Source organism: Shewanella aquimarina, assembly GCF_023349185.1.
Taxonomy (GTDB): domain Bacteria; phylum Pseudomonadota; class Gammaproteobacteria; order Enterobacterales; family Shewanellaceae; genus Shewanella; species Shewanella aquimarina.
Window position 1 is genome coordinate 61689 of record NZ_JAKIKY010000001.1, and the last position, 12362, is coordinate 74050.

General features: G+C 52.1%; 9 protein-coding genes. 7 read left to right on the forward strand and 2 right to left on the reverse strand.

Annotated features, from left to right (window positions below; all coding sequences use genetic code 11):
* The first annotated feature begins 441 nt into the window (after positions 1 to 441).
* The 3 genes from L2731_RS00255 (at position 442) to pflA (ending at position 5664) form a co-directional block, all read left to right on the forward strand.
* Positions 442 to 1974 carry a DUF3360 family protein gene (locus L2731_RS00255; protein ID WP_239851232.1) on the forward strand — a complete coding sequence of 511 codons (1533 nt, stop codon included), beginning with the start codon at positions 442 to 444 and terminating at the stop codon, positions 1972 to 1974.
* Positions 1975 to 2537: 563 nt separating this feature from the next.
* Positions 2538 to 4820: a formate C-acetyltransferase gene (gene pflB / locus L2731_RS00260; RefSeq protein ID WP_239851234.1), complete on the forward strand. Its 2283-nt coding sequence runs from the start codon at positions 2538 to 2540 to the stop codon at positions 4818 to 4820.
* Positions 4821 to 4923: 103 nt separating this feature from the next.
* The gene (gene pflA, locus L2731_RS00265) at positions 4924 to 5664 is read left to right on the forward strand and encodes a pyruvate formate lyase 1-activating protein (RefSeq protein WP_239851236.1); all 741 of its coding nucleotides are present in this window, start codon (positions 4924 to 4926) and stop codon (positions 5662 to 5664) included.
* On the opposite strand, the gene yfbV is transcribed toward pflA, so the two are convergent.
* Complete coding sequence (gene yfbV / locus L2731_RS00270) at positions 5665 to 6108, reverse strand: terminus macrodomain insulation protein YfbV (protein ID WP_249251272.1); 444 nt, start codon at positions 6106 to 6108, stop codon at positions 5665 to 5667. It lies immediately after the preceding gene.
* A gap of 195 nt (positions 6109 to 6303) precedes the next feature.
* On the opposite strand from yfbV, the gene ackA reads away from it, so the two are divergent.
* The 4 genes from ackA to L2731_RS00290 all read left to right on the forward strand — a co-directional run bounded on the left by ackA (position 6304) and on the right by L2731_RS00290 (position 11397).
* On the forward strand, positions 6304 to 7500 hold the full coding sequence (ackA, locus tag L2731_RS00275) for an acetate kinase (protein ID WP_041509480.1): 1197 nt from the start codon (positions 6304 to 6306) through the stop codon (positions 7498 to 7500).
* Positions 7501 to 7596: 96 nt separating this feature from the next.
* Positions 7597 to 9735 (forward strand): phosphate acetyltransferase, encoded by a 2139-nt coding sequence (pta, locus tag L2731_RS00280; protein ID WP_041509479.1) that lies wholly within the window; start codon positions 7597 to 7599, stop codon positions 9733 to 9735.
* Positions 9736 to 10070: 335 nt separating this feature from the next.
* Positions 10071 to 10502, forward strand: coding sequence for a hypothetical protein (locus L2731_RS00285; RefSeq protein WP_041509478.1), 432 nt, complete (start codon positions 10071 to 10073; stop codon positions 10500 to 10502).
* A 670-nt stretch (positions 10503 to 11172) separates the two neighbouring features.
* Positions 11173 to 11397, forward strand: coding sequence for a hypothetical protein (locus L2731_RS00290; protein WP_239851244.1), 225 nt, complete (start codon positions 11173 to 11175; stop codon positions 11395 to 11397).
* Between the two features lie 38 nt (positions 11398 to 11435).
* Here L2731_RS00290 and L2731_RS00295 read toward each other — a convergent pair whose 3' ends face one another.
* The gene (locus tag L2731_RS00295) at positions 11436 to 12353 is read right to left on the reverse strand and encodes a class I SAM-dependent methyltransferase (RefSeq protein WP_249251274.1); all 918 of its coding nucleotides are present in this window, start codon (positions 12351 to 12353) and stop codon (positions 11436 to 11438) included.
* Positions 12354 to 12362 lie beyond the last annotated feature (9 nt).

The following is a 12362-nucleotide window of genomic DNA, read 5'->3' on the forward strand; positions in this document are numbered from 1 at the left end:
GCTAAAAATGTGAGGTGTGAGAGGCGCCTCTTATTTGCAAAGAATTGGCGGAGTGGCTCTCAAAATTGACAGAAGGCGCGATCTAAAACCAAACGCAATATATATGCCTAATGTAAAAATTGATCTGAAATGGCGACACAAGATGTTAACTAGCTCCCAAATCATCTAATCACCAGTTTCAAGTTTATTGATAGTTAATGTCAGGCAAAAGTCACTATGTTAAGATTTATGAGGTAAATTGGTCAGACCAATTTTAAACAGCGTTAGGGATGCAACTGCTCACCGGATTTAGGGTGTTTTATCCATTCTTGGGGGCGGACAAGTTACTCGAGTGGCACCTGGGGGTCTTTCAACAAACGACACTCGCTGACTTGCAAGGATTACCTCTAAGTCTTCATCGAATTGATGAGTCAATAAGTTCTTTTCGGAGAATGAGAAATTATGTCAGAAACAGTCAAAAAAGAAGAGATGGAAGCCTCTGAGCTGACTTACAAGGCGCTTCACCGTCCTGCCAGCGAGTTTGCCACTCGTGAAGAATATTTAGACCACGAATTACAGATCATGAAGCCCAGACGTTGGGGCCTCAACCTGCCGGGACGCGATTTCCGCTTTGAGTGGGAAGACCTAGTGCCCGCCATCGCAGGCACTATCGGCATCACGGTAATGTATTCGGCCGTAATGGCCGCCTGGGCATCGGGCCTGAGCGAGCGCTGGGATCACATCAACCTGGGCGCCGAATTCGCCATTCAGGTGGTTCGCGTCGAAATGCTCATCCCCGCCCTGCTCTTCTGTATCATCAGTTCTGGATTTATCAACCCTCGCGCCAACCTTGGCGGCAACCACGGCCCCATGATCCCGCTTATCGGTACCATAGCCTTGGCCGGTGCCCACCCATTAGCACTGGCGATCCTCCTGGGTATCTTTGGTCTGCTGCTCAGTTACTTTAAGGGGGGCTCCAGGTTAGTAAACCTCACCTCCAGCGGCGTCGCGGGGGGCCTCTTGGTCTTCCTCGGCTTCATGGGCGCCAAGAGTCAGATCACTTCGCTATTTGACTGGGCCGGCGGCCTGCAGGCCAAGCATGCCCTGGACTATAGCCTTGGGTATGTGGCCTTCTTCATCCTCTTGGTAAACGTCGTTCTCTACGCCTATCTGGCCAAGGTAGGTAAACGTTGGCTGGCGATCCCACTTTGTTCTATCGCCGCGATTGCGCTGGCCTTCGCCCTAGGCGCGGGATTAGATCTGCAGTTTGTTACCGCTCCAGGCATCCCTAACCTGAACCCCGTCTACTGGTGGGGCTCTACCGAGCATGGCTGGCAGCTAGGTTTACCTAACTTCGAGCACTTTATCGCGTCACTCCCCTTTGCCATCCTGGCGGTTGCCATGTGGTCACCCGATTTCTTGGGTCACCGTATCTTCCAGGAGCTGAACTACCCTAAAGGCACAGAGAAAGTGCTGATGGACGTGGATGACACCATGACCACCTGTTCACTACGTCAAATCGTCGGTACTGCTGTGGGTGGCGGTAACATCACCTCTTCATGGGGTACCTATATGATCCCGGCGGCGATCGCTAAGCGTCCTATTCCTGCCGGCGCCATCCTGCTAGGTAGCCTGTGTATCATAGTCGCGGTACTGGGTTACCCAATGGATGTCACCGTATGGCGTCCAGTGATGTCAATCGCCCTCCTGGTTGGCGTATTCCTGCCATTACTGGAAGCCGGCATGCAGATGGTGAAAGACACCCAAAGCAGCCAAGCGGCGGGTATCTGTATCTTCGCCTCTTTCGTTGCTAACCCTGTACTGGCCTGGGCGCTGACCATGTTGCTAGATAACAATGGCCTGATTGGCGACAAAGAACGTGCCGCCAGCCTAAGCCTGGCCGACAGGCTGATCATACCGGGGCTAGCCTTTGTGATCTGTCTCGCCGCCATGCTGGCAGTGGGTATGATTCAGGGGATCCCGGCGCTACTTTAATCGCGCAAACAACAACGAAGAGGGCTTAGGCCCTCTTCTTTTTTATCTCCCCTATACTTACATCAAACTTGCTGATAACCGGCATCAATATGCCCTATAGGCATGACGCTCATAACGCCAGGGAATCACCCTTATCCTCGATGTCACGGACAGTCAGACAAAGGTGTGAACCACCTCGCGCAAATAACCGACTCTTAGGTGAGATGCAAACGAAATTTTGCGCCAAAAATGATAACCCGATAGCAATTTTGGCATTAACTCGGACAAAAGCAGAGCGATTCAGATGCAGCACCTAGGCAGATATGGTACTATTCATATGGTTAATTGGTCTTACCAATTTAACGATAGCCGAATCGGCTTAGACAGTAAGTGTCAAACGAGTTCGGATATCGCGTAAAACAGATTTAAATCGACACGGTTTACCGGTTCGATAATCAGTTCCCATCATCCGGGTAATACATTGAAGGGAGCTGCGAAGAATAGCTATTGGTGTATCGCAACGTCTTAAGTGACAGCCACTCGATAACCAATAACCTTTATCTCAAACAGAAGGTATTAGTACGATGACCGAAAAAACTGAGCTGTTCACCAAAGCGTGGGAAGGTTTTACTCCTGGTGATTGGAAGTCTGAAGTAAATGTACGCGACTTTATTCAAAAGAACTACACGCCCTATGAAGGAGACGAATCTTTCCTAGCCGGCGCCACCGAAGCGACCAGCGCGCTTTGGGACAAAGTGATGGAAGGTATCAAGCAAGAAAACCGCACCCACGCGCCGGTTGATTTCGATACCGACAAAGTCTCTACCATTACCTCTCATGCAGCAGGTTACATCGACCAAGATCTTGAAACCATTGTCGGTCTACAAACAGACGCGCCACTTAAGCGTGCCATGTTACCCAATGGCGGTATCCGCATGGTCGAAGGTTCATGTGCTGCCTATGGTCGTGAACTGGATCCAAACATCAAGTATGTCTACTCAGAACTCCGTAAGACCCACAACCAAGGCGTGTTCGACATCTACACCCCTGAGATCATGCGCTGCCGTAAGTCTGGCGTACTGACTGGTCTGCCAGATGCTTACGGCCGTGGTCGTATCATTGGTGACTACCGTCGTATCGCCCTGTACGGTATCGATTACCTGATGCAGGAAAAATTTGCCCAGTTCAGCTCACTGCAAGCGCAGTTTGAAGCAGGCGAAGATCTTTCTGCCACCATGCAGCTACGCGAAGAGATCGCCGAGCAGCACAAAGCCCTAGGTCAGATGAAGCAGATGGCTGCCAGCTACGGCTGTGACATCTCTGGTCCTGCGACTAACGCGAAAGAAGCGATTCAGTGGACTTACTTCGGCTACCTGGCCGCAGTGAAGAGCCAAAACGGCGCCGCCATGTCTCTGGGCCGTACCTCTAGCTTCCTGGATGTCTACATCGAGCGCGACATCAAGAACGGTGTCCTGACCGAGCAGCAAGCTCAGGAGATGGTTGACCATTTCGTGATGAAGCTACGTATGGTGCGCTTCCTGCGTACTCCTGAGTACGACGAGCTATTCTCTGGCGACCCAATCTGGGCTACCGAGTCTATCGCGGGTATGGGTCTTGACGGCCGCACTCTGGTGACTAAGTCTAGCTTCCGCTTCCTGCACACCCTGTACAACATGGGTCCAAGCCCTGAGCCAAACATCACAGTGCTTTGGTCAGAGAAGCTGCCGCTGAACTTCAAGAAATACTGCGCTAAGGTCTCTATCGACACCAGCTCTATCCAGTACGAAAACGATGACCTGATGCGTCCAGATTTCGACTCAGACGACTACGCCATCGCCTGTTGTGTGAGCCCTATGGTTGTGGGTAAGCACATGCAGTTCTTCGGCGCCCGTGCCAACCTGGCTAAGACCATGCTTTATGCCATCAACGGCGGCGTGGATGAGAAGCTTAAGACACAGATCGGTCCTAAGTTTGAGCCAATCAAAGATGAAGTGCTGGACTTTGACGATGTGATGGGCCGCCTGGACACCATGATGGAGTGGTTAGCCACCCAATATGTGTCTGCACTCAATGCCATCCACTACATGCACGACAAGTACTCTTACGAAGCGGCCCTGATGGCGCTACACGACAGAGACGTACGTCGCACCATGGCTTGTGGTATCGCAGGCCTATCGATTGCTGCCGATTCACTGTCAGCCATCAAGTTTGCCAAGGTGAAGCCTATTCGTGACGAAAACGGCATCGCCGTCGATTTCGACATCGAGGGTGAATATCCTAAGTTTGGTAACAACGATGCACGCGTCGATGACCTCGCCACCGAGCTGGTTGAGCGCTTCATGGCTAAGATCCGTCACAAGAAGATGTACCGTAACGCGATCCCGACTCAGTCTATCCTCACCATCACCTCAAACGTGGTTTATGGTAAGAAGACGGGTACTACGCCAGACGGTCGTCCAGCTGGCGCACCATTTGCACCGGGTGCTAACCCAATGCATGGCCGTGACGAGAAAGGCGCTATCGCCTCGCTGACTTCTGTTGCCAAGCTGCCATTTGCTCACGCACAGGACGGTATCTCTTATACCTTCTCTATCGTGCCAAACGCACTGGGTAAAGATGAAGACGGTCGCCGCGCCAACCTGGCTGCGCTCATGGACGGTTACTTCGCTCATAACGAGACCCGCGAAGGTGGTCAGCACCTTAACGTTAACGTGATGAACCGCGAAATGCTGGAAGATGCAGTGGTTAACCCAGACAAGTATCCACAGCTGACTATCCGTGTATCTGGTTACGCCGTGCGCTTCAACGCACTGACACCAGAGCAACAACAGGACGTCATTACACGTACTTTCACCAAAGGGATGTAATTTCCGTCAATCGAGCGGTCAAACGCTAGATTTTTGGTGAATATAAGCTAGGCTGTGCACTAATTTAGCACAGCCTACTTTAATTGAAGTTTTCGGAGTCACAATGACAGTAAAAGGGCGGATTCACTCACTGGAATCCTTTGGCACAGTTGACGGTCCCGGCATTCGGTTTATCACCTTTATGCAAGGCTGTTTGATGCGCTGCCAATACTGCCATAATCGTGATACCTGGGATCTTCACGGTGGACGTGAAATCGAGGTCGACGAGCTGATGGAGCAGATCATCAGCTATCGACCTTTTCTCGAGTCCAGCGGCGGAGGCGTCACCGCCAGTGGCGGCGAAGCCATACTGCAAGCCGAATTTGTCGCAGACCTGTTCAAGGCCTGTAAAGCGCAAGGAATACACACCTGCTTAGACACCAACGGCTTCGTACGTAAATACACCCCAGTTATCGATGAACTCCTCGATAACACAGACTTGGTACTGCTCGATATCAAACATATCGATGACGACCAACACATCGCCTTAACCCATGTCAGCAATCATCGCACGCTGCAATTTGCCCAGTATCTCCAAAAACGCCAACAAAAAGTGTGGATACGCTATGTGGTCGTAGGCGGCTATACCGACGATGTTGAATCGGCAAAGGGGCTGGCAGAATTTATTAAACCTATGACCAACGTGGAGAAGGTAGAACTGCTGCCCTACCACGAGCTGGGTAAACACAAATGGGAAGCCATGGGCGAAGAGTATACCCTCAAGGATATCTCTCCCCCGTCGCGCGAAACCATGGAACAGATTAAACAGGTGTTTGTGGAAGCTGGCATCAACGCCGTCTACTAACTAGAGCGCTTCCCAATAATGCTTATCGAGACGTTCGAAGGCCATTTTTAAGATGACCGCCATATCGAGATAACAGGCATTGGCACCCAAGGGGTTACAGGCCACCCCCATCCCCTGGAGCTTGGCAGACAGATTGTTGCCCCAGTCCAGCAGAGAAAGTGGCAGAGGATGCTTGGCGCGCCAGCCAAGCCAGAGTAAGCCCTGAATAGGCAAGCTGATAAAGAATAAGGCAATGGTGATAGCCTGAGGTAACCAGGCCCAGCCATACAGATAGAGTTGACTGCCACCGGCCAACATAGCCAGCGGCGGCATCAAACGAATCGCCAGAGCGGTCGCACGGATCACGCGATACTCTGGAAAATAAAAGCTAAGTTGTCGAACCATAGGCCAGGTCTTCATATAGCGACGACCGACCCCTAAGGTTTTTAACACTTGAACAGTCAATGATGACACCTAACACTTAAGAGACTGTCTTTACCATAGCACAAGGCGAGCGCCAGCCCCAAGCGGCATCGCCTTGGCAGAGACCGGCTCTTAATCTCAGGAACGAGAATTTAAAGCGACATCGGCCCTAGGCTTTGAGGTCATTTAATTTTGGTGAATGCCAGTCATTCACTCACTTTGCAAAAGGTTTTAAACATGTCTAACAAACTGGTTTTGGTACTAAACTGCGGCAGCTCCTCACTGAAGTTCGCCATTATCGACGCGCTTACAGGTGACGACCAGATCTCAGGTCTAGCAGAGTGCTTTGGTCTGGAAGATTCACGCATCAAGTGGAAAGTCGATGGCAACAAATTCGAGTCTAAGCTTGGGGCCTTCACCGCCCACCGCGAGGCTGTCGAGTTTATCGTTAAAGAGATTCTGGGTCAGTATCCTGAAGTCGCCGCCCAGATCCAGGCAATCGGACACCGTGTCGTACACGGTGGTGAGAAGTTCACCCATTCTGTGGTGATCGACGACAGCGTGATCGCTGGTATCGAAGATTGTGCCGCCCTGGCGCCACTACACAACCCGGCGCACCTTATCGGTATTCGCGCCGCACAGGCCTCTTTCCCTAACCTGCCACAGGTTGCCGTATTTGACACCGCCTTCCACCAGAGCATGCCTGAGCGTGCCTACGTGTATGCCCTGCCCTACAAGCTCTATCGCGAGCACGGCATTCGTCGCTACGGCATGCATGGCACCAGCCATCTGTTCGTCAGCCGCGAAGCCGCCAAGGCGCTGGGTAAAGAGCTGGCCGACACTAACGTTATCTGTGCCCACCTGGGCAATGGTGCGTCGGTGACTGCGGTTAAAGGCGGTAAGAGTGTCGACACCTCTATGGGCCTGACGCCGCTCGAAGGCCTGGTCATGGGCACCCGCTGTGGTGACATCGACCCTTCTATCATCTACCACCTAGTAGATCGTCTGGGCTACACCCTAGATGAAGTCAACAATCTGATGAACAAGCAGAGCGGCCTACTGGGCATCTCCGAGCTGACCAACGATTGTCGCGGTATCGAAGAAGGTTACGCCGAAGGCCATAAGGGGGCGACGCTGGCGCTTGAGATCTTCTGCTACCGTCTGGCCAAATATATCGCCTCTTACACTGTGCCGCTGGGGCGCTTAGACGCACTTGTATTCACCGGCGGTATCGGCGAAAACTCAGACCTTATCCGTGAGAAAGTGCTTAACCTGCTCGCTATCTTTAACTTTGAGGTAGATGCAGAACGTAACAAGGCTGCCCGCTTTGGTAACCAAGGCCAGATCACGACAGACAATGGCCCTGTTGCCATGGTGATCCCAACAAACGAAGAGTGGGTGATCGCCGAAGACGCCGTTTCACTGCTAAAGTAATGTTATCGCAGCAGTAAATGCTATCGCGGCGCCCTGCGCCGCCACCAATTTTGACAAGACCCGGCCGAGTGTCTGGCCGGGGCATAAGAGGTAACTATGTCTCGCAATATTATGCTCATCCCCAATGGTACCGGCGTCGGCCTGACTTCTATCAGTCTAGGCATGGTACGTGCGCTGGAGCGCCACGGGGTAAAGGTGAGATTCTTCAAGCCTATCGCCCAACAGCGCCCAACCGATAAGGGCCCAGAGCGTTCGACCACCATCCTTAGCAAATCACCGACGGTTAATCCGCTCGAACCCTTCGACATGGCCCATGCCGAGCACTTGATCCGCACCGATCAGACCGATGTCTTGATGGAGCAGATCATCGCCCGCGCCACCGAGTGTGCCGACCCAAGCGAGACCCTGATCGTCGAAGGTCTGGTGCAGACCCGCAACCACCCTTTCTCTGACGACATCAACTATGAGATCGCCAAGGCGCTGGATGCAGACATCATCTTCGTCGCCGCGCCGGGTAACGAAACGCCTACCGCCCTGATGAACCGTCTCGAGATCGCCCACAACGCCTGGGGTGGCAGCAAGAACAAACGCCTCATCGGCGCCATCATCAACAAGATTGGTGCCCCGGTAGACGATGAAGGCCGTGCTCGCCCGGATCTGTCAGAGGTGTTCGACCACCAGGATGTGCAGCGTCCAGACGCTGCCAGCATGTTCCAGCTTCCCGGCAAGAGCAAGCTGCGTATCTTAGGCAGCGTGCCATACAACCTGAATCTGGTCGCGCCACGCGCCTCAGATTTGGCCAAGCACTTGAGTGCCCGCATCATCAACGCCGGTGAGATGAATACCCGTCGTCTGCGCAAGGTCACCTTCTGCGCCCGCAGTATTCCTAACATGGTTACCCACATCAAGACAGACTCTCTGCTGGTGACCTCGGGCGATCGCTCGGACGTGATCGTCTCTGCCTGTTTGGCGGCAATGAATGGCGTCAAGGTGGGTGCACTGCTGCTAACCGGTAGCTACGAGCCAGAACCTGAGATCATGGCCCTGTGTGAACAAGCCTTCGAGACTGGCCTACCGGTATTCTTGATCGACACCAACACCTGGCAGACCTCGCTCAACATCCAGCGCTTCGACCATGAAGTACCGGTGGACGATGCCGTACGTATCGAAGAGGTGCAGGAATATGTTGCCAGCCATATCGACCAGAGCTGGGTAGAAAGCATCACCATGAACTCGCCACGTGAGCACAGACTGTCGCCGCCGGCGTTCCGTTACAAGCTCACCGAGTTGGCCCGCGCCGCTCAAAAGACTGTGGTACTGCCAGAGGGTGACGAACCAAGAACCATCGAGGCGGCCGCCATCTGCGCCGAACGTGGTATCGCCCGCTGTGTGCTGATCGGTAACCGTGAAGAGATCCTGCGTATCGCCGGCCAACAGGGTGTGACCCTAGGCGAAGGCGTTGAAATTGTCGAACCTGAAGCTGCTCGCGAACGCTATGTGGCCCCAATGGTTGAGCTGCGTCGCCATAAAGGCATGACAGAAGTCGTTGCCCGTGAGCAGCTGGAAGACAACATGGTGCTGGGTACCATGATGCTGGCACAGGGTGAAGTCGACGGTATCGTCTCGGGCGCGGTAAACACCACGGCCAACACCATACGTCCACCGCTGCAGCTGATCAAGACGGCACCTGGTTCTAGCCTGGTATCTTCAATCTTCTTCATGCTGATGCCGGATCAGGTACTGGTTTATGGTGATTGCGCCATTAACCCAGATCCAAATGCCGAGCAGCTTGCTGATATCGCCATTCAGTCGGCCGACAGTGCCGCGGCCTTCGGCATCGAGCCTAAGGTTGCCATGATCAGCTACTCAACCGGTAGCTCAGGCACAGGCTCTGACGTTGATAAGGTGCGCGAAGCGACCCGTATCGCCAAAGAGAAACGTCCTGAGCTGGTGATCGATGGCCCACTGCAATATGACGCCGCCGTGATGCCAAATGTCGCCCAGTCTAAGGCGCCTAACAGCCCAGTGGCTGGCCAGGCAACTGTGTTCGTATTCCCAGACCTTAACACGGGTAACACCACCTATAAGGCGGTTCAGCGTAGTGCGGACCTGATCAGTATCGGCCCTATGCTGCAAGGTATGCGCAAGCCGGTTAACGATCTGTCTCGTGGTGCCCTGGTAGACGACATCGTCTACACCATTGCGCTGACAGCGATCCAGGCCTCACAAAACTAAGCAACACCGAGCAATACGCCAAAAGAACGAAAAAAGCCTGTCATGAGACAGGCTTTTTTATGCTTAAACGGTCTGGCAAGATTAAAAAATATTCATAGATGCACAATGCGTCAAAAAATGACCACACTAATTTACCAATTAAGTTCAGTCACTTAAGAGTTATGCATCGACTCTTCAACATACTTGTCCACAGATTCTGTGGATAACCGTAACAATTTGTTCATTCAGATATGCCACCCCAGCCCTAAAGAGTCAAGTACTTTCGACTGACGTGCGCCGCTTGCCAAGGCATTAGAGAATCGCGATACTAGACCAAAGCCAATCGATTAAACCCTATGAAAAAATTACTCTTTATCTTCATTTTGCTCCTATCAGCCTGCAGCCCGGACTCGGAAACCGTCTCGGGCGTCATGACACCAGAACAGGTCTCATTAGGATTCTTTAGAGCCATCTATGTCGACAGAGATGTCGAGAAAGCCAAGCAGTTTGTCGATGAGCCGATGCAAAAGGTATTGTCGCATTACTATATTGCCGCCTCGGTGCAGCGCCATGTGTTAAACCTCTCCATGCGCGACGTCACCCTGGAGATCGAAGAGATAGATATCGACTTCTTCCGTAAATTTACCAAGGATGTCACTGTGATCGTCAAGATGAAGGGGCTCAAGGGCGGACAACCCTGGATAGACGATCGCACTATACGCCTGCACAAGATAAAGAAACGTTGGGTGATAGTCGAAATCCTGCCAGAGAAAGGCAACCTAAACTAAGGCTTGTCTTAAAGGGCCTAGTGTCAGAGGAGCTTGTCTCAAATAAGTTTGCCGAGGCCAGGGCTGACGTTTAAAGGCGCATAGCCAATTCATCACTCATTACGCGGCATACCAATCACTAAAACAACCACAAAAAAGAGCAGCCCTAGGGCTGCTCTTTTTGTCTGAAGACTCTCAACTTTAACGCATCCAGTCAGACTCAACGCGAAGGTGAAAATTCAGTTTGGATATTTCCTTAATCCAAAAACGCTTCGTCATCCATCTCAACGGGTAATGACTCAATTACTTCATCTTGCACTTGGTAATAGGCGTTCTCGTATTCACGGGCTTCCATAACGACTCCAGATTTTTGTGTAGGGTACAGGCATGCTTTTTTATTAGTGCATTTTGCCTTGGGTATAAGCTGCAACTATCTGCTAACTCATGGGCGCTAGTCTAACACTAAAAAACCACGACTTACATAAAACTTTCAGTATTGTGGCCGTATTTAGCAAAAAAAAGCCTAAAAGCGTCAATATTCAAGGGGCAAGGTGAAAGTCTTTCATTTTTTTACTGCTGCGAAAACTAAAAAACATTTTCTTTACAATAAAACGATCTAATGACTCAAATGAGAACTGCTATCAATTAATTAATAGCGAATGGTTTGCGCAGGCAGGAATGAGGTAATGCAATGAACACGCTGATCGAATTTGAGGCTCAAAGGTTAGCCGACCTGTTTACGCAGGGAGACACCTTATCTATCCACATGTTCATGGACTCCATGTCCATGCCCTTCGACGTACAAGAAAAATTGTTTAACGAGATTTCGGCATTAAAAAACCTGGACCAGCAACAGATAGCCCAGGTCATCGAGTCACACGGTCAGTCCTTGATTCAAGAACTCTATCGCTACTGATTTAAGCGGCTCATGGCCATGCCAAGAGCCCAGTTGCCCTATGCCCGCTCCCGCTGGCGGTAGCGCAACACCTTTAATGCCTTATCGGCATCGCTATCCAAGAACACCTCAGGATTAGCCAGCTGCTCGACAAACTCAAGCGTTGGGCTCTGCTCTGCCACCTGCTGTTTAAGAAAATCTATCCCCAGCTCAGGCGCATTAAGGCACAGCAAGACCTCGCCATTTGATGCCAACAATTGCGGCAGGCGGCGCAGCAGGCGAGCATAATCTTTAGTGGCCACAAAACTGCCCCGCTGATTACTCGGCGGGTCGGCGATGATGAGATCATAAGGCCCCATCTTGGTTAGCTTGCCCCAGGACTTAAAAATATCATGCCCCAGAAAGCGGGCACCATGGGGAAGCTCATTAAGCAGGTGGTTCTGCTTGCCTATGGCTAATGCCCCCTTGCTCATGTCGATATTGACCACCTGATCGGCACCGCCCTGCAGCGCCATCACAGAGAAGCCACAGGTATAGGCAAACAGATTAAGCACATTAGCTTGGGCCGCATTGGCCTTCACCCAGGCACGTCCAGCGCGCATATCGAGAAACAGGCCATGATTTTGCCCGCGCAGCAGATGCACCTGAAAACGCGCGCCGTTTTCGCTGACGATATGAGGTTCTGGCACCTCGCCATATAGCAGATGGGTCTGGGTCTGCCCGGCGCACCTGTGCTGAAACACCAGGTTGAAGGCCTGCTCCCCTTTCTCTGCACGCCAGCGCGCCTGAATCGCCTGGGTTAGCTCCTCAAGCGCCGCCTCATCTATCTCTTTAAAGCTGGTGAGCAGCAGAACTGGCGGAAACCAGTCGAGACACAGATGCTCGGCCCCCGCATAGCGACCACCACGGCCATGAAACAGCCGCTCGGCTTCCTCAGAAAATTGCACTTGTTGTAGTGCTTGTTTAAATGACTCCATTTAACGCTA